Below are 21697 nucleotides of genomic sequence, written 5' to 3' on the forward strand. Positions count from 1 at the left end.
GTCATGGCAATTTATAAAGGAATTATATTAGCAGGAGGATCTGGGACAAGACTATATCCTATCACCCAAAGTATTTCTAAACAAATCATTCCGGTTTACAACAAGCCGATGATTTATTACCCTTTATCCGTATTGATGCTTTCAGGGATAAAAGAAATATTGATCATATCCACCCCGCATGATTTACCTTTATACAAAAATTTGTTCGGTGATGGAAGTCAACTTGGCCTAAGTCTTAGTTATGCAGAACAAGCTAGTCCGGACGGGTTGGCACAAGCTTTTATTATTGGTGAAGAATTTATTGGAGAAGACCATGTTTGTTTAATATTGGGAGATAATATTTTTTATGGTTTCGAACTTCCACACAAATTAAAAACAACTGTTCAATTAAATGAAGGTGCCACAGTATTTGGATACTACGTTACCGATCCGGATCGTTATGGTGTAGTAGAGTTCGACAACGATATGAATGTGATGAGTTTGGAAGAAAAGCCCCAAAAACCTAAGTCTCATTATGCAGTTACAGGTCTGTATTTTTACGACAACACGGTAATTGAAAAAGCTAAAAAGCTAAAGCCATCTCCCAGGGGAGAACTGGAGATTACTGACCTTAATAAGGTCTATCTTGAAGAAAACAGGTTAAGGGTTGAATTGATGGGCCGTGGTATGGCTTGGTTAGACACAGGCACCCATGATAGCATGCTAGAGGCCTCTAATTTTATTGCCACAATAGAACACCGTCAGGGTTTAATGGTGGCTTGTATTGAAGAAATCGCCTTTAACATGGGATATATCGATAAAAAGCAATTACTCGACTTGGCCAAACCGCTTGAGAAAAATGAATATGGTGCTTACCTAAAACGTATTGCCAAATAGTTTGTTAATTTTGCAGTACAATATTGTGTTAACATCCAAAAATAGCGAAATAATAACAATGGAAGTAATTCAAACTGAGATTCAGGATTTATTAATCATCAAACCTAAAAAATTTAATGATGCCCGTGGTTTCTTTTTGGAATCATATAACAAAGAAAGATTTTTAAGTAAGGGGATGAACTATGATTTTGTACAAGATAATTTTTCATCCTCCCAATATGGGGTAATTAGAGGATTACATTATCAGTTAGCTCCTTATTCTCAAGCAAAAATGGTTCAAGCCATTAAAGGAAAAATAATAGACGTTGTGGTAGACCTGAGAAAAGAATCCCCGAGCTTTGGTAAAAGTTTCAGCATAGAGCTTTCTGAAGAAAATGGGCTTCAATTAATGATTCCACGTGGTTTTGCCCATGGTTTTTCAGTTTTAAGCCAAGAGGTTTTATTTTCATACAAATGCGACAATTTATATAACAAAGACGCAGAGCGAGGCATTCGTTTCAATGACCCCTTTTTAGGTATTGATTGGCGTGTCCCAGAATCCGATGCCATTGTTTCAGACAAGGACCAAAATCATCCTTTATTTAAAGACGCAGCATATAATTTTTAACGCACCATTCAATGACTAAAATATTGGTAACCGGAGGAAATGGTCAGCTTGGACAAAGTATTCTCTCCCTTGTTAATAAATATAAAAATCTGAATATTCATTTCTCCGACATTGACGAATTAGATATTAGTCAATCAGAACAGCTAAAAGAATATACACGAGCAGCCAACATTGATTACCTCATAAATTGCGCAGCATATACAGCTGTTGACAAAGCAGAGCATGAAAAGGTATTAGCCAAGAAATTAAATGCAGAAGCCGTTAAGAACATTGCCATTGCTGCAACTGAAAATAACTTTAGGGTTATTCATATTTCTACCGATTATGTTTTTGATGGCAATACTTTTAAACCATATACCGAAGCGTCTTTTGCTGTGCCAGCATCCTATTATGGACAAACAAAATTATTAGGAGAAAAGTATCTCATGGAAAATCATCCGGCATCGATGATATTCAGAACATCATGGCTTTATTCGCAATTTGCCCATAATTTTGTAAAAACAATGATACGTTTGGGAAGAGAAAAAAGTGAACTTCGTGTGGTGGCTGATCAAGTTGGATCGCCCACATATGCTGTTGATCTGGCATCAACCATACTTGAGATCATATCTCAGATAGAATCAGGAAATAAACATTTTATTCCAGGTATTTATCATTATAGCAATGAGGGAATTTGTAGCTGGTATGATTTTGCCATTAACATTCATCAGCTAATGAATATTGATTGCCATGTAGTACCCATTGAGTTAAAAGAATACCCGACTGCTGCCCCCAGACCATTATACAGTGCCTTCAATAAAAACAAAATAAAAAACACTTACAAGATTCAAATTCCTTATTGGAGATTCAGTCTTGAAAAATGCCTTAAAGCAATAAAAACGGAAAATTAAAACTATAAATAAGATGGAAAACCAAGACGTTTTGGCATTGGTCACCGAAAAAGCGAACCAATGGCTTTCTGGAAATTACGATGCAGAAACAAAAAAACAAATTACTGCACTTTTAAATGCAGATGATAAATCTGAGTTAATCGATTCGTTTTATAAGGATTTGGAGTTCGGTACCGGAGGACTCAGAGGTATTATGGGACCGGGTTCAAACCGAATGAATATTTACACTGTGGGAGCTGCTACCCAAGGTCTAGCAAACTATTTAAATCAACAGTTCAGTGATTTGGATGAAATAAAGGTTTGTATTGGTCACGATTGCAGAAATAACAGCAGGGAATTTGCAGAAATTTCGGCTAAAATACTATCATCAAATGGCATTAAAGCCCTTCTTTTTGATGACTTAAGACCTACTCCTGAAGTTTCTTTTGTTATCCGAGAATTGGGTTGTCAGAGTGGAATTATCATCACAGCATCACATAACCCAAAGGAGTACAATGGTTACAAAGCATATTGGAACGACGGTGGACAAATGATAGCACCACATGATACCAATGTTATTGACGAGGTAAAAAAAATTAAGTCTGTTGATGAAATAAAATTTCAGGGAAACGACAGTTTAATAGAAGTTTTAGGTGCCGATATGGACAAAAAGTACCTAGAAAAAGTAAAATCTATTTCGCTTGACACAGGAGCCATTGAGAGAAACAAAGATTTAAAAATAATTTACACTCCAATACATGGAACAGGTGTTAAGCTGATTCCGGCCGCTTTAAAGATGTACGGATTCACAAATATCATCAATATTCCGGAGCAAGATGTTGTTAGCGGAGATTTTCCAACAGTTGTTTCTCCAAATCCTGAAGAACCTGCTGCGCTTAAAATGGCTGTGGATAAAGCAACTGAAATAGATGCTGATTTAGTAATGGCTTCGGATCCTGATGCAGACCGTTTAGGTATTGCCTGCAAAAATGAAAAAGGAGAGTTCATTTTACTCAATGGCAATCAAACTGCCTTGTTATTAACCTGGTATATGGTTAAACGATGGAAAGAGAACAACCTACTGACAGGTAAGGAGTTTATTGTTAAAACAATTGTTACCAGTGAGCTACTTAAAGAAATAGCCGTAAAAAATAACATTGAATATTTTGATGTATATACCGGATTCAAATGGATTGCCGATAAAATAAAAAGCTTTGAAGGTGAAAAAAAATATATCTGTGGTGGAGAAGAAAGCTATGGATTTCTACCTGGCGATTACGTAAGAGACAAGGATGCCGTTGCTTCATGTGCCATGTTTGCTGAAATCGCAGCCTGGGCCAAAGACGAAGGTGTAAGTTTGTTTGAACTTTTACAAAATATCTACCTAGAATATGGCTTTTCAAAGGAGAAAATGATCTATATCGTTCGCAAAGGTAAATCTGGTGCAGATGAGATTCAGCAAATCATGAAAGATATGCGAGAGAATCCACCGCTTAGCTTGGCTGGGTCAAAAGTATCCATTATTAAAGATTATGCAGTTTTAAAGGCCTTTAATAAGATAGATGGCACAGACAGTGCTATCGACCTACCAACCACCTCAAATGTACTTCAATTCTTCACAGAAGATGGCTCTAAGGTAAGCGTTCGTCCTTCTGGTACTGAACCAAAGATCAAATTCTACTTTGAAGTACGTGGCATTATGAGCAATCGCGACGAGTATTACTCGGCGGATGCAACAGCAGAACAAAAAATAGATACCATTGCCAAGGATTTAAATATCCTCTAACAAAAGCATTGTACCTGTATAAAAAAAGAGGCTTTCCATTGGGTTAGCCTCTTTTTTTATGTTTAAAAATTAGCGAAGAGTCACTAAGCGATGCAAATTCCAATCATTCATCGGTGTACCTACTTATTTGCTTTCTCCACGCCAGCTTCATGTGTTTATTATTAAAGTCACATAAAACGAGCCATATTTATTTAACTACCTGTGTAAGAACCGTATTCCTACGGTTCTTCATCCCATTCATCGCCTCCACTATTCAAAATAGTCATCTTTAAAATTAACTAAGTAAAGATTTTCTGTACACCTTGTAAAGGCAGTATATAACCAACGGTAATAATCACGGTTCACATTTTCATCCGGGACAAAACCAGGATCAACAAATACTGTTTTCCACTGTCCCCCTTGTGCTTTATGGCAAGTCATAGCATAGGCAAACTTCACCTGCAAAGCATTATAATAATCATTACTTTTAACCGCTTCATACTGTTTTCTTTTGGGTGTCAGATCAGCATAATCCTCCATTACCTCATAAAAAAACTGTTCCTGTTCTTTTTGCGTTAATCCTGGTGTATCAAGGCTAAGTGCATCCAGCATCAATTTCACATCCACCTCTAGTTCTTTATAATCGATTAAACGAATTACACAATTCACAAACCTATGCCCATAAAGCTCTTCATATCCCCTTATACGAACAATCTCAGCAATATCTCCGTTGGCAATAAAATCCACCTCCTTACTATCCTTTAACCAGTGATAATTATTTTTCACCACTAGAATCATATCCCCTGCCGTTAGTTCTTCCTCCTTGTACAAGACACTACTTCGAATCCCTTTATTGTACAAATTGGTTCTTTTATTCGAGCGATTCACTATTAAGGTTTCATCCATTCCCACCGTATCGTACGAATGATTAATGGCTTCAATAAGCTCCTCTCCCGATAATTTTTTTACATCTGTAAAACCTTCAATATTTAGCTTAGGTAATTCATTGTAAGTATCACCAGATTCGATATCATATCGCAAATCAGAAGCACACATTAAAATACCACTATTTTCAGACTGCCTCACCACATCAGACAAGAAACATTCAACGACACTAGCAGAATACGACTCCAAGGTATTTTTATCCAAAGCTGGACTTTCTGAATTTCCCACAGGAGGTAACTGGGCAGCATCGCCAATAAGAACCAGCCTACACTTAGTTCCTTCAAACACAAAACTGAGCATATCCTCTAACAAATTTCCTGTTCCAAACCCGGAATATTCACCAGAATAACCAGAAATCATAGAAGCTTCGTCAACGAAAAATATCGTTTCAGGCTTCATATTTTTATTTAAGCCAAAGGAACCGAAGCCATCATTGGCCGATTTTTGCCGGTAAATAATTTTATGCACTGTATGAGCAGAATGATGGGCATAAGCAGAAAATACTTTTGCTGCACGACCAGTGGGAGCCATTAAAACCATTTTAAAATTCATTTCGGACAATGCTTCCACGAAGGAACTGACCAAAGATGTTTTACCCGTACCGGCATAACCCTTTATCAAAAGAATAGGCATATTCTGATCGCTCGTTAAAAAATCGGCGAATTTTTCAATGGTCGACGCTTGCGAAGGAGTCGGAACATGCTTAAATCTCTGTTTGATGACCTCTATTAGATGTTTATTTATCATTATTTTTATAAAATAAGCGAATGGAAATTCAAAATTTGATTTTTTTTTTAAATTTGTGCATTCAAACTAATACAAAAATCTGTAAATAATGAAAACAGTCATTCAAATTGTACTTGTTCTTGCAATTATTGCATTGGCATATTTATGTGTGGATAGTATCCAGAGGCCTATCAGATTTATCAAAGAGCATAAATTACGCAGTAAGGCAGTGATCAATAATCTTAAAGACATTAGAACTGCTCAAATAGCGTACAAATCCATCAATGATAGATTTACGGGGAGTTTTGATACATTAATCGATTTTGTTAAGCACGATTCTTTAAAACTGGTAAAAAAAGAAGGTAGTCTTTCAGACAGTTTAATTGAAGCTGGATGGACAGAAGAAAAAGCGCTTAAAGTTGGTATGATCAAACGAGATACTATTTTAGTTAGCGTTCTTGATTCTTTATTTGGCAAGCAATACCCAATTGACTCTTTACGCTATATCCCTTTTACCAACAAAGAGGAATTTGCCATGGGAGCCGGAGTTGTTGAAACAGGTTCTGGTGTAAAAGTAAAGGTTTTCGAAGCTAAGGTTCATAACAATGTTTATTTGAATGGTCTGGAGCAACAAGAAATCGACAACTTAAGCGATAAAACATTAAAGCTTGAAAGATACCCTGGGTTAAAAGTTGGTTCTTTAACCGAAACAAACAATAACGCCGGAAACTGGGAATAATACCTCTGGTATGAATAAGATATCTGTTATCGACACAAGTTTCGATAGAAATATTACCACATCGTATTTTTTATCCATCCAACTTCAGTTGGATGGATTTTCTTTTTGTGTACTTGACCCTGTAAGTAACGAGTATATTCAATTTGAGCACCGTCCCATAAAATTCAACGAACAAATTTTTGATGTACTTGAAGCTGAACTAGCAAGCAGAGAGCTATTGGTTTACCCCTATCAAAAGGTTTTTGTGGTATACAATACACAAAACTACACACTTATTCCACAAGCTCTTTATAGCTCCGACAAAAATGCGGATTATTTAAATTTTTGTTTTTCAGAAGGAATAGACAAGGAAAAAGAAGTATATTTTTCCAATAAAATTAAAATGGCAGACTCTATTTGTTCTTTTAAAGTACCCCAGTCATTAACTCAAATTATAGATAAATACTACAAGAACGTAAAATATTTTTGTCAGGCAACACCTTTTATTGAGACCGCTCTATTCAGTACTTCCATTGACATGAGTCACAACCACGTACATATTCATGTTCAACCGTCCAGCTCTTATTTCGATATCATCGTAACCTCAAGCAATAATTTAAAATTGCATAATGCGTTTAAATACCGCGATCATAAAGAATTTTTATATTTTGTCTTATTTGTTTTCGACCAAATGAAACTTGATACCAGGCACACTAAAGTATTTTTAACAGGTAATATTGAAAAAAGCAACGAGATTTATATTATACTTAAGAAATACATCAAGCAGGTTGAAATTGAAACAAGTACCAAACATTTTAAATTTTCGGGTATTTTTAAAAACCTGCCACTACAAAATTACCTTAATTTATTTAACACTCCTTTATGCGTATAGTAAGCGGTTCTTTAAAAGGGAGGCGATTTTCTCCTCCCAAAAGTTTCAACGCAAGACCAACCACTGATTTTGCCAAAGAAAACCTATTTAATGTCTTGAACAATAAGATTGATTTTACAGCCATTAAGGTGCTTGATTTATTTGGTGGAACAGGAAGTATTAGTTATGAGTTTGCTTCCAGAGGAAGTAATGAGGTAACCTGCGTTGAGCAAAGATACAGCCATTTTCGTTATATAAAAAAAACTGTTTCTGAGCTAGATCTCGAATCCAGCGTAAAAGTAATCAGAGGAGATGCGTTTAAATATGTAGAAAAAACGCCAGAGAAGTTCGATCTTATTTTTGCAGATCCTCCATACGATTTAGCAGGAGCAGAAAAACTACCCGATTTAATTTTGGAATATCATTTATTAAATGAAGGTGGGATATTTATATTTGAACACTCAGGATTGGTTTCTTTTGAGAGTCATCCAAACTTTATAGAGAACAGAGAAAATGGAAAGGTTATTTTTACTTTTTTTAGACCATAAAAAAAGAGGAGCGGTTGCAAGACTCCTCTTCTTATATTAATTATTGATTCATTACGATCTAGGATGAAACTGAATCATCGTATTTTTCAGATACTCTTTATCTAGATGCGTATATATTTCAGTTGTGATTATAGACTCATGGCCTAACATCTCCTGAACAGCGCGTAAATTTGCACCGCCATCAATAAGATGGGTTGCAAATGAATGCCTGAAGGTATGAGGACTAACATTCTTTTCAAATCCTAACTTAGCCACCAGGTTTTTAATTATTGTAAAAATCATTACTCTAGACAGTTTTTTACCTCGGCGGTTCAAAAATAAAATATCTTCACTATCCACATGAATCTTAAGGTTGCGACGATATTCACTCAAGTAAAGATTAATTTCTTTGATAGCTTTGGTGCTAATAGGAACCAAACGCTCCTTATTGCCTTTGCCTTCAATTTTAATAAACCCAGATTCAAAGAATAGGTTTGAAATTTTTAGTTCGATTAGCTCAGAAACACGTAGACCACAGCTATATAAAGTTTCTAGTATAGCTTTATTTCTTTGGCCTTCTGGCTTCTTCGTGTCAATAGCATTAATAATACTGTCAATCTCTTCCACGGATAATATCTCCGGTAATTTTCTTCCAATTTTTGGCGACTCTAACAAAGCTGTTGGATCACGATCAATCTTTTCTTCTATTAGTAAAAATTTATAAAAAGATTTAATCCCACTTATGATCCTGGCTTGCGTTCGAGGGCTAATGCCTTTCTCCGTCACCCATTCCATCATTTCCTTTAAGTTTGCCAGCGTAACTTCCTCCGGACCTACTTTATACCCCTTATCAGTTAAAAACTGAACCAACTTTGTAAGGTCTGTTACATAGGCATGTATCGAATTATCCGATAAACCTTTTTCAACTTTCAGATACCCCCTGAAGTCTTCAATTTCTGATTCCCAAATCATACTTGTAAAATTAAATTAATTTAAATGCTTTATTAAGTAAATATAAAAATATAAACCCACCAAGTCAAATAAAATATCAGTTTTTTATGTAAATCCAACTAAGCCCTAAATAGGCATTTAATAATTAACTTAATTTTAAGATTTGAATATAAAAACAATGACATACTGCTAGAATAGTGATACTTATGTCTTTAACACATGTTCAATATAGAATATATTATTCACAACAGGAAAAATATTTAATATTTTTCATTTTATCATTTGATGAGTTTTGTACGATTTTTTTTGACGAATGGTTTTTCTGTAATTTTTATTTTTATAAAAACATACAGAAAAATAAAACGATGAATAAAAGGCTCGAACTAATTTTAATTAAAAAAAATTATAACAAAAAGCAAACCAAAAATCCATAAAAAATAAAGTCCACATTTATTCAGTAATGACAGTTGACACTCTATAGAAGTTAAAAAATGTGAATGTTTTTAAATGTTCCATCATAGCTTTCATTCATTAATCACAAATACATATCACTGTATATATGCCACTTACGTAGACAATACTCCTCTAAGTTGAAAAATTATCAAATACAAATCAGATTAGAATGAATATAAAAACCTGTAATTTGATGATTTATACAAAATCTAAGTTTATTTTCAAATAACTTTTCAATACATTTGTGGCCTGTTAAAAGTAATACTAATAGAATAAGTAGTACAAACACTACAATCGAAATTAAATAATGAAACTTTTAATATTAAATGGCCCCAACCTTAACCTATTAGGCAAAAGGGAAGTAAGTATTTATGGGAATCAAACATTTGAAAGTTATTATACTGAATTAAAAAAAGAATATAGTCACATTGAGCTATACTATTTTCAGTCCAACAGCGAGGGAGCTTTGGTGGATAAAATTCAGGAAGTAGGTTTTAGTTTCGATGGTATTGTTTTTAACGCAGGTGCTTATACGCACACTTCAGTAGCAATAGCCGATGCTATCTCAGGCATAACATCACCGGTTATTGAAGTTCACATTTCCAATATATACAAGAGAGAATCATTTAGGCATCACTCCTATTTATCGCCTGTTTGTATCGGTACAATTGCAGGTTTTGGTCTAAGCTCGTACAAATTGGCTATTGAAGCATTTATTAAAAATGAAAATTAAGATATTTTTTGCCCAGTAAAAATTTGAAATAAATATTTAGTTGATGAAAAAATTTACAAAAATTGTCGCTACCGTGTCAGACATGATGTGTGACGAAGAATACGTAAGAAAGCTGATCAAAAGCGGCGTTAATGTTGTGAGGTTGAACACAGCACACATGGATTATGAAGGTCTTTGTAATGTAGTAAAAACGGTTCGTTCTATTTCTGACAAAGTAGCTACTTTAGTAGATACAAAAGGTCCTGAGATTCGTACTACACCAACCGAAGATGGAAACAAAATTTTGGTGGCTAAGGGCGATACTTTATTGGTAAAAGGTTCTCCTGACACAAAATCTACAGCAGAATGCATTTGTGTATCTTATGAAGGTTTTGTAGCAGACATGTCTGTTGATGGAGACATCTTAATTGACGATGGAGAAACAGCGCTTAAAGTAATTGAGAAAAACGACGACCATCTAGTATGTAGAGTAGAGAATGATGGTGAGATTGGCGGTAAAAAAAGTGTAAATGTTCCTGGTGTACGTATCAATTTACCTTCACTTACAGAAAAAGACATTCGATTTATCGGTTATGCTGCAGAGCAAGAAGTTGATTTCATCGCTCACTCTTTCGTTAGAAATGCTGCCGACGTTGCCGATGTACAGGCTGAACTAGATCGTTTAGAGTGTCCAGCTAAAATCATTGCTAAAATCGAAAACCAAGAAGGAGTTGATAATATCGACGAAATCATTGAGTGTGTTTACGGTGTAATGATTGCCCGTGGTGATATGGGTATTGAAATCGCACAAGAAAAAATTCCTGGAATCCAACGTCAATTGATCAGAAAATGTGTTGAACGCAAGAAGCCTGTTATTGTGGCTACTCAAATGCTTCACACGATGATCAAAAATCCTCGTCCTACAAGAGCTGAGGTTACCGATGTTGCCAATGCCATTTATTACCGAACTGATGCCATCATGCTAAGTGGAGAAACAGCTTACGGTAACTATGGAGTGGAAGCAGTTAGAACAATGTCTGAAATTGCTCGTGAAGTTGAGGATGCAAAAGATAATCGTAATGATATTCCAGTACCTAACGTTGCCAAAAGCAAAACTACTTACTTGGCCGATACTGCAGTAAAAGCTTCTGATGACTTGAACATTAAGGCAATCATCACCGACAGTTTTACTGGTAGAACTGCTCGTTATTTAGCTGCATTCCGAGGAAGAACACCTATTTACGGTTTATGTTACAACAAAAGAACTGCCAGAGAGCTTAATCTTTCTTATGGTATTTTCCCTCGTGTAATGGAGCAAGGTGGATCTAAAGAAGAAATTATGATCAAAACACTTAATAAGCTCAAAAGAAAAGAAATTCTTTCTGATCAAGATCAAGTTGCTTACCTAGGTAGTAGCTTTGGTATTGGTGGAGGTACTTCTTTCCTTGAAATTATTACTGTAGAAGATCTTTTGAAAAGAACAACAGAAATTATGGGTAAATAATTTACCTTTCGTTATTGAATATTTGAGGCTGTCCTTTCTGGGCAGCCTTTTTTTTGCTCTTTGCATCCTAAACGCAGTCATAACAAGCATACTATTTTCATCTCCAATATAATAGAAGTCATTCGCCCATTACTAAACCCGGAAAATGTGCTTTAGAAAATCTATTACGAAGTTCGAATACATCATTGGTGTTAAAATTCCCCAGCAAGCATCAAAACAAACAAAATAAGACTCCATTTACACGAATACAGTATTTGTAATAGATATCTCAAACGAAGTGCTAAATGGCTATATTTTGATACAATTCCAATTTGTTTTAAGGGCAGGACGCGTTAAAGTCAAAAAAAGAAGAGCATCCACCACAAAACATTTAACAAAAAACACTGAACTCATCAGCTAAATGACTTCCTTATTCTTTTGGAGGCCCCTAAATATTCGTATTTTTTATCATCTGTCAAGAAGATACTTTTATGAAATGAAATATTTTTTTTCTTAAAATTGAATGATTTTTTTTATCACACACCTGCAGCTAAAAAAAACCAAAAAAAAATCACATTATCCTCCCCCACCTTAACCTTCTGGTAAGCAATCTACTATTGGGATACAGCATTCTTAAATTTAAAATATTTACATAAAAAATCGCCTCAGCTATTGCATAAAGGAAAAGAAGCTCTATCTTTGCATCGCTTTCAGAAAAAATGATACAATTTGGTCTGGTAGTTCAGCTGGTTAGAATGCCGGCCTGTCACGCCGGAGGTCGCGGGTTCGAGTCCCGTCCAGACCGCTAAATGAAAGCAATAACAAGGAAAAAAGTTCATTGTTATTTACTCGAAAATTAAATGTATTGACAATTGTTTTTAACTGGTCTGGTAGTTCAGCTGGTTAGAATGCCGGCCTGTCACGCCGGAGGTCGCGGGTTCGAGTCCCGTCCAGACCGCTTAGTTAAAAAACAATTAAATTATGAATTACTGGTCTGGTAGTTCAGCTGGTTAGAATGCCGGCCTGTCACGCCGGAGGTCGCGGGTTCGAGTCCCGTCCAGACCGCAAGAAAGGGAAGTATTTATACTTCCCTTTCTTTGTTTTATAGATTTTTGTTGCGTATTAAAGTTACCTTTTATATCTCCTTCCCCTCTCTATTTTTAAAATCTAATTCACACTCAACCATTAAACAGGTCACTTTCGAAGATTTTCCAGTTTTTTAACACTCTTTAGTTCGGAACCAACCGAACCAATCGTATCTTTGCGCAGATTAAAATGGTAAAACATGAAAAGCATCCAGGAAATAGAGAAACAAAAAAAAATATTAGTAGAGGAATACGGTTTATTTTTGGAAAAACAAGCAAACTTAACGCCAATAGCAGCACGCATATATGCCGTTTTGTTAATTGAGAAAAAAAATGGCGTCACCTTTGATGAGTTGGTTGTTTTTCTAGGAGCCAGCAAAAGCACCATTTCTACTAACCTTAAAAACTTAAGGGACACCGAGATGATTTCTTACCATACAAAACCTAACGACCGGAAAAAATATTTTACCCTATCATCCTCTGGTTTTCTTTCCAGAATTAAAGAAAGCCTAAAAATGTATCGCATGGAGCAAAAACTATTAATAGAAGTTAATGCATACAGAGTCTTATCCAATGAAGTACACAAAAGAAGAGTATATGAAAATGTTCAAGACACGCCTTACCTTGACTTTATTGACAAAACCATCGATCATTTAGAACAGTTAATCCACCTAGTTGAGAACACCTGTTTTCGCAATATTAAATAGCACATTTTTGAAAAAAAATCAACAATAGGGTTAGATACACAATTACTATGCAAACAATAAAAAAAATATAATAATGAGAACAAATTTTGTAATACCAGTTTTTGCATTGCTCTTATTGAATCTTGCATCATGCAGCACTGATTCAAATCAGAAATCGGCTCAGGGCCCGGTATCTTTTCCTGTGAATACGGCAGTAAAAAATAGCGTAACAGTGCACCGTGAATATGCTGCCAATATTGAAGGGCAGCAAAATATTGAGATACGCGCTAAAGTAGATGGTTTTGTTGATAAAATTTACATCGATGAAGGCAGTCAAGTCAGCAAAGGACAACTCCTTTTTAAACTAAGTGCCGAAACGCTAAATCAACAGGTGAATGCCGCCAGGGCAAATGTTAATGTGATCAAGGCACAAGTAGAAGCAGCACAAGTAGAAGTAGATAAAATAAAACCGCTTGTACAGAAGAACATTATCAGTCCCATTCAATTGAAAACTGCAGAAAGCAACTTAAACGCAGCAGAAGCGCAGTTAAAGGCAGCTGAAGCCAGTTATTTAAATGCCAAAGAAAATTTGGCATATACCATCATCAAGAGTCCGGTAGATGGCATTGTTGGAAGTATTCCTTATCGGGTAGGAAGTTTAGTAGGTCGTAGCGAAGCGCAGCCTCTCACAACCGTATCGAACATTAGCAATGTATATGCTTACTTTACATTAAATGAAAAGCAATTACTCCAGTTTAATCGTCAATTAAACGGAAGTAGTATTGCTGAAAAAATTAAGCAATTACCTGAAATAGAATTAATTCTTGCCGACGGTTCCACATACGAGCACAAAGGAAAAATTGAGACAATCAACGGAATGGTCAATCCACGAACAGGAAGTATTCGTTACCGCGCCATATTTCCCAATCCCTCTTATCTATTAAGAAGTGGAATTAGTGGTAAAGTAAAACTACCATCTACCCAACACGAAGTAATTTTAATTCCTCAAAAGGCAACTTATGAATTACAAGGAAAGAAATTTGTATATCTGGTAAACGAAGAGAATAAAGTACATGCAAAAGAAGTATCCATTAGCGATGCGCTTAAAGATAATTTTATTGTAAAAGCTGGTTTAAACGAAGGGGAGACTTTTGTGGTAGACGGCCTAATAAAGCTACGTGATGGAATGTTGATTCAACCTATTGACGATATGGTTGCGCAAGGCACACAATCGGCTGCGGGTGAAAACGTACTTTCTCAAAAATAATTTCAGCACAATTAAGAAATAAGACATGTTAAAAAGATTTATTGAACGGCCGGTATTATCGACTGTAATATCCATACTCATCTTAATTTTAGGAGTAATTGGGCTATCCACCTTACCCAGAGAGCAGTTTCCTGAGATTGCCCCTCCAACGGTGCAAATAAGCGCACGTTACCCGGGAGCAAATGCAGAAACGCTATTAAAAAGTGTAGTTGTTCCCATTGAAGAAGCGGTCAATGGTGTTGAAAACATGACCTACATGGAATCGTCATCAAGTAACGATGGCTCTGCTACCATCAGCATCTATTTTAAGTTAGGTACCAATGCTGATATTGCAGCCGTAAATGTTCAGAATAAAGTAGCAACAGTTACCAGTAAGTTACCACAACAGGTAATTCAATCAGGTGTAACCACACAAAAAGTTCAAAATAGCGTATTAATGTTCCTATCCCTATTCTCGGAAAATGAAGATTACGACGCAACATTTGTTGAAAATTACGCTCATATTAACCTTATTCCACAAATCAAAAGAATTAATGGAGTGGGTGATTCACGTGTATTTGGTGCACGCGATTACTCCATGCGTATTTGGTTAAAGCCAGAAAAGATGGCTGCTTATGGACTAACCCCCCAAGATGTAGTGGTTGCATTGAACGAACAAAACCTAGAGGCTTCTCCTGGGAAATTCGGAGAAAACTCATCCCAATCGTTTGAATATGTTATTCGCTACAAAGGAAAATTATCTACAGAAGTGGAATATGAAAATATCATTTTACGTTCCGAAGGAAACAGTGATTACCTTAGATTGAAGGATGTCGCAAAAATTGAACTGGGTGCCTTCAGCTATGCCACCGAAAATAACACCAACGGTCACCCATCTACAGCCATTGGGATTTATCAGACATCAGGTTCTAATGCCCAAGAAATTATAAAAGAAATAGAAAAAACACTGGAGGAAGCTAAAAAAGATTTTCCCAAGGGAATGGATTATGTTATCCCATTAAATACCAACGATTTCTTAGAAGCTTCAATTAGTAAGGTAATCACCACTTTACTGGAAGCTTTTCTACTGGTATTCCTGGTTGTTTTCTTGTTTCTCCAAGACTTCAGGTCTACATTAATTCCAGCCATTGCTGTTCCTGTTTCCATTGTTGGTACTTTCTTTTTCTTGAATCTTTTCGGATTTTCGGTAAACATGTTAACCCTATTTGCCTTAGTTCTGGCCATTGGTATTGTGGTGGATGATGCCATTGTAGTCGTAGAGGCGGTTCATGCCAAACTTGATGATGGAGCAAAGAGTTCTAAGAAGGCAATCATATCGGCCATGAGTGAAATCTCAGGAGCTATCATTTCTATTACTCTGGTTATGTCTGCTGTATTTATTCCTGTATCATTCTTAACAGGACCAACAGGAGCCTTCTATCAACAATTTGCTATTACACTTGCCATAGCTATTTTAATTTCCGCTGTTAATGCATTAACCTTGAGTCCTGCCTTAAGCGCCTTACTGTTAAAACCTCATAAACCAAGCGAAGCACATAAAAAAGGATTAACAAGTCGTTTTTTCACTGCCTTTAATACCAGCTTTGATACTGTTACCAATCGGTATACTGGTTCTGTAAGATTTCTGATTCGTAAGAAATGGATGGCAGGTGCTATTCTTGCTATATTCTGTTTACTAACGGCCTGGCTCTTTCAGTCAACACCAACAGGATTTATTCCTAATGAAGATCAAGGCGTTGTTTTTTGTGACATCACCCTTCCTCCAGGAAGTACTTTGGACAGAACCAAAGAAGTAGCTGATAAAGTAAGTGCCATAGTAGAAGATATGGATGTGGTGCAAGAAAGAATGTTTATTGTTGGATTTAGCTTACTAAGTAATTCCAGTGGTGGTTCAAAAGCTCTTGGTGTTATCAAACTAAAACATTGGAATGAACGAAAAGAAGATCACCAACAGGCGCAAGCAGTAATAGGGCAGTTATTTCAAAAGACTGCAGGTATCAACGATGCGCGTATTATGTTCTTTTCTCGCCCTACGGTTCGCGGCTTTGGTAACTCCGATGGTTTCGAAATGCGCTTACAGGACAAGTCGAACGGTGAATTCAACGATCTGATGGAAAAAAGCAATTTATTTCTTGGTGCCCTCAATAAACGTCCGGAAATAAAATATGCCATTACCTCCTTTAACACAGGATTTCCACAATACCAAATGGAAGTAAATGTTGAAAAAGTAAAGGAGGCAGGCATTTCGGTTAGTCATCTATTTTCAACCCTTCAGGGTTATTATGGTAGTTGGTATGCAGCTGATTTCAACCGTTTTGGTAAACAATACCGTGTTATGATTCAAGCGGCACCAGAAGATAGAGAAACTATTGAATCAATGAACAATGTATTTGTTCGCAATGCGCACAATGAGTTGGTATCTGTAAGTCAATTCGTTAGCATGAAAAAGATAAACGGCCCAGATGTGGTAAAGCGTTTTAATTTATTTAATGCTGCTACAATCAATGGAAATGTTAACCCTGGATACAGCACTGGTGATGCCATTAAAGCCATTCAGGAAGTAGCAGCCGAAACCTTGCCTGCTAGCTATGGATATGAATTTGCAGGAATGACACGTGAGGAACAAAAATCAGGAAGTCAGGCTGTGGTAGTATTTCTACTGAGTTTGCTTTTTGTATATTTCTTACTCGCAGCTCAATACGAAAGTTACATCTTACCATTTGCTATTCTTTTATCACTCCCCATCGGGATTTTTGGTGCTATATTTTTTGTGAATATTATCGGCTTAGAAAATAATATTTACTTTCAGGTAGCCCTCATTATGCTTATCGGTTTATTGGCCAAAAATGCCATTCTGATTGTTGAATTTGCATTACAACGCCGTCGAAATGGGATGGACTTACTTCAGGCTGCTGCGGCAGGTGCCAAGGCTCGTCTTCGTCCCATATTAATGACTTCTTTTGCCTTTATCTTGGGCCTTATTCCACTGATGCTGGCTAACGGAGCTGGTGCCGTTGGTAACCGTTCAATTGGAACAGGTGCCGTTGGGGGAATGTTAATAGGTACCGTGTTTGGTGTTTTTGTAATACCTGTGTTTTTCGTGATTTTTCAATCTATCCAGGAAAAATTCACTCGAGCACCTGAACTTGATGATGACGAATTGGAAACTGTAGAATAAGAAGAGAAAAATGAAAAATAAATATATCATTATTAGTCTGATTGTGTTGGCAATCGGACTTCAATCTTGCTTTGTGGCAAAGAAATATCAGGAATCGCAGATTGAAATAGCCGATAAATATCGTGATGTTTCAACCAATGATTCAACCACTTTAGCTAGTATGCCATGGGAACAATTATTTACAGATAGCTATCTACAAGACTTAATTCATAAAGCCTTAGATAATAACTTGGATTACCTGATGGCTATAGAGCGTGTAAATGCAGCCGAAGCATATTATAAGCAAGGAAAAATGGCTTACTTACCCAGTCTTCAATTAGGAGTCAACGGTGGAAGCTATCAACTATCGGAGAACAGTGCCACTGGAGTTGCATCCGGAGGCAACGGGCTCAATTACGAAAACTATCAGCTCACTGGCTCCATATCGTGGGAAGCTGATATATGGGGTAAAATAAGAAGCAGTAAAAGAGCCAGTCAGGCAAAATACTTACAAAGTGAAGCTTCACAAAGAGCGGTAAAAAGTGCTTTAGTGGCTCATTTAACGTCTGCTTACTTTCAACTTATCGCTCTAGATGCACAGGTAGAGGTGGTCAAAAAAACAGTCTCCAATAGAACTGAAGGCCTGGCAACTATGACAAGCCTAAAAAATGCAGGTCAAGTTACCGAGGCTGCCGTAAAACAAACAGAAGCTCAATTATATAGTACACAAATTCTTCTGCTAAATCTGGAAAAGAATGTAAAACTACTGGAGAATACAATCTCTCTATTGTTAGGCCAACATTCGGGATCTATTGTTCGTGGAAAACTTGAAGACCAAAAGGTTATGGCGGAATTAAAAACCGGTTTCCCCAGTCAGTTACTGAGAAACCGACCTGATGTTATGTTTGCCGAATATGGTTTGATGAACGCCTTTGAACTAACCAATGTGGCCAAAAGTAACTTCTACCCTAGTTTAAGCATAAGTGCCAATGGCGGATTAGAAAGTATCATTTTTGATAATTGGTTTAATAGCACATCTATATTTAGTAATGTAATTGCCAATATCAGTCAACCACTTTTTAACAAGCGTAGTATCCGAACAAGGTATGAAGTAGCAAAGGCTCAGCAAGCCGAGGCACGTTATAATTTTAAAAATACAGTACTCCGAGCCAGCAAAGAAGTATCAGATGCCTTATATAGCTACCAGACAGAAAGAGAGAAATATGAAATTCAGAAGCAAGAACTACAGGCATTGACCCAAGCCGTATCCTATTCTGAAGAATTACTCAACAATGGCTACCAAAACACCACCTATTTGGAAGTACTAACAGCCAGAAGCAATGCTCTTTCGTCTGAGATTAGCACCATTGATTCAAAATTTCAACAACTAAATGCAATTGTTGAATTATATCTGGCATTGGGAGGTGGTTGGAAGTAAAATAGAATTTGTAAACAAAGGTTCATTTAGCTGAACAGGAAAGAAATGCCTTTGGGAGATGATAATCTCCCAAAGACAGATACCTAATAAGTGACTGATGGTTTTAAACCGAAAAATGCATTGGAAAAACTGTTACAATTTTCTAATATATGATTCTGATTTAACCAGAGATAGTATGCCTCCTGACCAAAGCCATCAGTCATTTTTTAACAACTCGTTATTTATTAAATTAATAATTTATCGAACAAAAGAAGGCTCACCCTGAACCGACTTTACCACAGCCAATGCTTTCTCAACCTCCTCTTTACTTCCTCGTATACAGATGGTCACAGCCCCTTCTGCACCACCTATCCCTCCAGATGCAATATGCATTGTTTGCACATTAGCAAATTGCTGAATAGCTTCCAGTTCCGTAAATAGCTCACCTTTAATACTCCATATGTAAGGCATTTTTTTCTCGACGCCATCATGCGGTATTTTGGTGAATTGACTTAACATATCAATATCTTGACTCGATTCTTTTTCCAATCCAACCGGAATAATTAAACGCAGTTTACGTTCTTTTACCATGGGAGCCAATACTCCTGTTGTACCTGCAGTTGGATGACCAATTAAGATGCCAGCTTGATTTTTTTTATAATTGATGATATTGGCTCCTTTCATCACAATATCACCTTCCTTCATATCATTCAAAATATCTTGGTAGGCTGTATCCAAAACAGCACCATTTTTAAAAACTATTTCTTTACGTTTTTGTCCACGTTTTAACTTTACATTTCGTCCGGCAGGCAATATTCTGCCTAGCACAAAATCACCATTCATAATGCTATCATTCAGAAACTCCTCAGCAACATAAGTATTTGTTGTTCCTTTGGTGATCAATATATAACCATTTTTCAAGCGTTCCTTAATAGGAGGATACTCTTTTAAGCCTTTGGCAATTAATCTTTTTCCTTCGGCAACAGTTAACCACACCCAAGCCTGATGCGTGGTCTCTACTTGAAAGGTTTGTTTATCATCTGCATTCTGAGTTCCTTTCTCCTGCTTCACTACAATTTGATGAACAGGTTTTTCTTTGTACACCATTTTTATAACCAATATCAGTAGAACTGTTGCCAAGATGTAGTTAAGAATTTTTGCTTTCATGATATAAAATTAACGAGATTATTTCTTATTTAACTAAATATTTTTCACTTCATGTATTATAAAACAATCTTTCACAATACAATTACACTTTGATACCCTGCTTACGGTAAAATATTATATCTGTCACAAGGCTATATGGCTAAGATATATTACTTCCTAATCCATTGTAATATATATCCTGTAGGACAAAAGAAACGACACCATGCCTTGGGAACAAACAAGGAAACTACAAGAAAAAAACCTGCCAAACCTAAGGTAAAATAACTAGCCTGATGAATAGAAAATGCTGAAAATGGTTCAACATAACTAACATCAAAGAAAAATCCTAGCCATAAGAAAGTGAGGATAGTCCAGAAAAAAAACTCCCTAAAAAAGTTTAACCATCTATAAATTTTAGCCGATATATCTAACTTTTTTTGTTTCATCTTTCCACAAAGTTCCTGTGCTGCACCAAATGGACACACCCAGACACAATAAAAGGACTTTCCAAAAAAAACAGGCAGCAAAATACTGCAAACAAATATAATTCCAATTATCAAATGAAATCTCAAGGCTATGCCTAAAGACAACCAACTCATTATTTGAGCCAGTGATAAAAATTGGGTTAACCAAAATCCGAAAACAAGCACTGAAAACACCTGGAGAACAGCACGATATTTCATCATTTTTTTGGGATAGAAATAGGCAAAAGAAAGAAAAAGCAGTAAAATAAAAGAAACAATATTTTCTATGGTTACCATTTTCTCATGGACTCTAATTGCTGTTCCTGACAGTGCACTTTGTACTCCTGATATAATAGCCTGACTGGTAATCGTTGCCCCGGAATGAACATCCACGTCTCTCTGTATGGCATCTTCAACCCTTAAACCATTCCAATCATTTAGTAATCCACTATTGATCACATCACGCAAATATTCCTTACTTTCGTAATTCTTTCCCAAAATAATTCCATTAATCACCCCTAGATCATTTGTTAAAATATATAGAGGAACCCGACCTCCATATCCCTTCTCTCCTCTGTAGGCCAACGCATAACCGATCCCCTCTCCCCTATCATTCAATAACTGAAATTGCTGTTTATTGACCATCCTTACCTCAGATACACTATTAAAATATTCGCTACAATCAGACACCGATAATCTCATTTCTGAAAATTCCGATGCTGTACCATCAGTTTTGATTCCAAGCAGTTGACCTCGCCAAGCTACAGCTGGCAATAATAAAAGAACCATTAACACCAAACGTCCCACCGCATATCTAATATCACGTAAATTTCTTGCCTTCATCTCATTAAAAACATTTTGTATATAATTATAAATCCACCTCCTTATCTCAGGTAAAATATTCGACGCAAATTTATATTTTTTCCAATATAATAATCCCTATCACAATGAGAGATATATAAAATATACACA

17 protein-coding genes and 3 tRNA genes are annotated in these 21697 nt (G+C 36.2%); 16 read left to right on the forward strand and 4 right to left on the reverse strand.

Annotated features, from left to right (window positions below):
* The first annotated feature begins 3 nt into the window (after window positions 1–3).
* The 4 genes from rfbA to CYTFE_RS0106605 are packed head-to-tail and all read left to right on the forward strand — an operon-like array spanning window position 4 to window position 4138.
* Window positions 4–876, forward strand: a complete 873-nt coding sequence (gene rfbA, locus CYTFE_RS0106590; RefSeq protein WP_027471170.1) for a glucose-1-phosphate thymidylyltransferase RfbA — start codon at window positions 4–6, stop codon at window positions 874–876.
* Window positions 877–934: 58 nt separating this feature from the next.
* Window positions 935–1483: a dTDP-4-dehydrorhamnose 3,5-epimerase gene (gene rfbC / locus CYTFE_RS0106595; protein ID WP_027471171.1), complete on the forward strand. Its 549-nt coding sequence runs from the start codon at window positions 935–937 to the stop codon at window positions 1481–1483.
* Window positions 1484–1494: 11 nt separating this feature from the next.
* On the forward strand, window positions 1495–2373 hold the full coding sequence (gene rfbD, locus CYTFE_RS0106600; RefSeq protein ID WP_027471172.1) for a dTDP-4-dehydrorhamnose reductase: 879 nt from the start codon (window positions 1495–1497) through the stop codon (window positions 2371–2373).
* Between the two features lie 13 nt (window positions 2374–2386).
* Complete coding sequence (locus CYTFE_RS0106605) at window positions 2387–4138, forward strand: phospho-sugar mutase (RefSeq protein ID WP_027471173.1); 1752 nt, start codon at window positions 2387–2389, stop codon at window positions 4136–4138.
* Window positions 4139–4387: 249 nt separating this feature from the next.
* Here the strand turns inward: CYTFE_RS0106605 and CYTFE_RS0106610 are convergent, their stop codons facing one another.
* Window positions 4388–5809, reverse strand: coding sequence for an ATP-dependent DNA helicase (locus tag CYTFE_RS0106610; protein WP_027471174.1), 1422 nt, complete (start codon window positions 5807–5809; stop codon window positions 4388–4390).
* An 88-nt stretch (window positions 5810–5897) separates the two neighbouring features.
* Here CYTFE_RS0106610 and CYTFE_RS0106615 point away from each other — a divergent pair, with 88 nt between their 5' ends.
* From CYTFE_RS0106615 to CYTFE_RS0106625, 3 genes are read left to right on the forward strand one after another with little or no spacing between them, the layout of a single operon-like run.
* Window positions 5898–6527 (forward strand): hypothetical protein, encoded by a 630-nt coding sequence (locus tag CYTFE_RS0106615; RefSeq protein WP_027471175.1) that lies wholly within the window; start codon window positions 5898–5900, stop codon window positions 6525–6527.
* A gap of 10 nt (window positions 6528–6537) precedes the next feature.
* Window positions 6538–7398, forward strand: a complete 861-nt coding sequence (locus CYTFE_RS0106620; protein ID WP_044262628.1) for a DUF3822 family protein — start codon at window positions 6538–6540, stop codon at window positions 7396–7398.
* A complete protein-coding gene (locus CYTFE_RS0106625) occupies window positions 7389–7925 on the forward strand; it encodes an RsmD family RNA methyltransferase (protein WP_027471177.1) in 537 nt (178 codons plus the stop codon). Before CYTFE_RS0106620 ends, CYTFE_RS0106625 begins: the two co-directional genes overlap by 10 nt.
* Before the next feature lie 51 nt (window positions 7926–7976).
* On the opposite strand, the gene xerD is transcribed toward CYTFE_RS0106625, so the two are convergent.
* Window positions 7977–8876 (reverse strand): site-specific tyrosine recombinase XerD, encoded by a 900-nt coding sequence (gene xerD, locus CYTFE_RS0106630; RefSeq protein WP_027471178.1) that lies wholly within the window; start codon window positions 8874–8876, stop codon window positions 7977–7979.
* A 739-nt stretch (window positions 8877–9615) separates the two neighbouring features.
* Here xerD and aroQ point away from each other — a divergent pair.
* From aroQ to CYTFE_RS0106685, 9 genes are all read left to right on the forward strand, one after another.
* Window positions 9616–10041 carry a type II 3-dehydroquinate dehydratase gene (aroQ, locus tag CYTFE_RS0106640; protein ID WP_200871361.1) on the forward strand — a complete coding sequence of 142 codons (426 nt, stop codon included), beginning with the start codon at window positions 9616–9618 and terminating at the stop codon, window positions 10039–10041.
* Between the two features lie 43 nt (window positions 10042–10084).
* Window positions 10085–11524 carry a pyruvate kinase gene (pyk, locus tag CYTFE_RS0106645; RefSeq protein ID WP_027471181.1) on the forward strand — a complete coding sequence of 480 codons (1440 nt, stop codon included), beginning with the start codon at window positions 10085–10087 and terminating at the stop codon, window positions 11522–11524.
* A gap of 710 nt (window positions 11525–12234) precedes the next feature.
* Window positions 12235–12308 (forward strand) — tRNA-Asp (locus tag CYTFE_RS0106650).
* Window positions 12309–12387: 79 nt separating this feature from the next.
* Window positions 12388–12461: transfer RNA gene (locus tag CYTFE_RS0106655), tRNA-Asp, on the forward strand.
* 33 nt (window positions 12462–12494) lie between these two features.
* Window positions 12495–12568: transfer RNA gene (locus tag CYTFE_RS0106660), tRNA-Asp, on the forward strand.
* Between the two features lie 220 nt (window positions 12569–12788).
* Window positions 12789–13295 (forward strand): GbsR/MarR family transcriptional regulator, encoded by a 507-nt coding sequence (locus tag CYTFE_RS0106670; RefSeq protein WP_027471182.1) that lies wholly within the window; start codon window positions 12789–12791, stop codon window positions 13293–13295.
* 73 nt (window positions 13296–13368) lie between these two features.
* Window positions 13369–14541 carry an efflux RND transporter periplasmic adaptor subunit gene (locus CYTFE_RS25335; protein ID WP_044213463.1) on the forward strand — a complete coding sequence of 391 codons (1173 nt, stop codon included), beginning with the start codon at window positions 13369–13371 and terminating at the stop codon, window positions 14539–14541.
* A 25-nt stretch (window positions 14542–14566) separates the two neighbouring features.
* Window positions 14567–17719 (forward strand): efflux RND transporter permease subunit, encoded by a 3153-nt coding sequence (locus CYTFE_RS0106680; protein WP_027471183.1) that lies wholly within the window; start codon window positions 14567–14569, stop codon window positions 17717–17719.
* A gap of 10 nt (window positions 17720–17729) precedes the next feature.
* Entirely contained in the window at window positions 17730–19136 is a 1407-nt protein-coding gene (locus tag CYTFE_RS0106685; protein ID WP_027471184.1) for an efflux transporter outer membrane subunit, read from the forward strand.
* 237 nt (window positions 19137–19373) lie between these two features.
* On the opposite strand, the gene CYTFE_RS0106690 is transcribed toward CYTFE_RS0106685, so the two are convergent.
* Together CYTFE_RS0106690 and CYTFE_RS0106695 are read right to left on the reverse strand one after the other, a co-directional pair.
* On the reverse strand, window positions 19374–20282 hold the full coding sequence (locus CYTFE_RS0106690) for a hypothetical protein (RefSeq protein WP_027471185.1): 909 nt from the start codon (window positions 20280–20282) through the stop codon (window positions 19374–19376).
* A 149-nt stretch (window positions 20283–20431) separates the two neighbouring features.
* A complete protein-coding gene (locus CYTFE_RS0106695; RefSeq protein WP_027471186.1) occupies window positions 20432–21568 on the reverse strand; it encodes an FMN-binding protein in 1137 nt (378 codons plus the stop codon).
* Window positions 21569–21697 lie beyond the last annotated feature (129 nt).

The organism is Saccharicrinis fermentans DSM 9555 = JCM 21142 (assembly GCF_000517085.1).
Lineage (GTDB): Bacteria > Bacteroidota > Bacteroidia > Bacteroidales > Marinilabiliaceae > Saccharicrinis > Saccharicrinis fermentans.

Excerpts from the sequence above, each read along its gene's own strand:
- rfbA (WP_027471170.1), top strand. The coding sequence starts at position 4 with ATGGCAATTTATAAAGGAATTATATTAGCAGGAGGATCTGGGACAAGA.
- rfbC (WP_027471171.1), top strand. The coding sequence starts at position 935 with ATGGAAGTAATTCAAACTGAGATTCAGGATTTATTAATCATCAAACCT.
- rfbD (WP_027471172.1), top strand. The coding sequence starts at position 1,495 with ATGACTAAAATATTGGTAACCGGAGGAAATGGTCAGCTTGGACAAAGT.
- CYTFE_RS0106605 (WP_027471173.1), top strand. The coding sequence starts at position 2,387 with ATGGAAAACCAAGACGTTTTGGCATTGGTCACCGAAAAAGCGAACCAA.
- CYTFE_RS0106610 (WP_027471174.1), bottom strand. The coding sequence starts at position 5,809 with ATGATAAATAAACATCTAATAGAGGTCATCAAACAGAGATTTAAGCAT.
- CYTFE_RS0106615 (WP_027471175.1), top strand. The coding sequence starts at position 5,898 with ATGAAAACAGTCATTCAAATTGTACTTGTTCTTGCAATTATTGCATTG.
- CYTFE_RS0106620 (WP_044262628.1), top strand. The coding sequence starts at position 6,538 with ATGAATAAGATATCTGTTATCGACACAAGTTTCGATAGAAATATTACC.
- CYTFE_RS0106625 (WP_027471177.1), top strand. The coding sequence starts at position 7,389 with ATGCGTATAGTAAGCGGTTCTTTAAAAGGGAGGCGATTTTCTCCTCCC.
- xerD (WP_027471178.1), bottom strand. The coding sequence starts at position 8,876 with ATGATTTGGGAATCAGAAATTGAAGACTTCAGGGGGTATCTGAAAGTT.
- aroQ (WP_200871361.1), top strand. The coding sequence starts at position 9,616 with ATGAAACTTTTAATATTAAATGGCCCCAACCTTAACCTATTAGGCAAA.
- pyk (WP_027471181.1), top strand. The coding sequence starts at position 10,085 with ATGAAAAAATTTACAAAAATTGTCGCTACCGTGTCAGACATGATGTGT.
- CYTFE_RS0106670 (WP_027471182.1), top strand. The coding sequence starts at position 12,789 with ATGAAAAGCATCCAGGAAATAGAGAAACAAAAAAAAATATTAGTAGAG.
- CYTFE_RS25335 (WP_044213463.1), top strand. The coding sequence starts at position 13,369 with ATGAGAACAAATTTTGTAATACCAGTTTTTGCATTGCTCTTATTGAAT.
- CYTFE_RS0106680 (WP_027471183.1), top strand. The coding sequence starts at position 14,567 with ATGTTAAAAAGATTTATTGAACGGCCGGTATTATCGACTGTAATATCC.
- CYTFE_RS0106685 (WP_027471184.1), top strand. The coding sequence starts at position 17,730 with ATGAAAAATAAATATATCATTATTAGTCTGATTGTGTTGGCAATCGGA.
- CYTFE_RS0106690 (WP_027471185.1), bottom strand. The coding sequence starts at position 20,282 with ATGAAAGCAAAAATTCTTAACTACATCTTGGCAACAGTTCTACTGATA.
- CYTFE_RS0106695 (WP_027471186.1), bottom strand. The coding sequence starts at position 21,568 with ATGAAGGCAAGAAATTTACGTGATATTAGATATGCGGTGGGACGTTTG.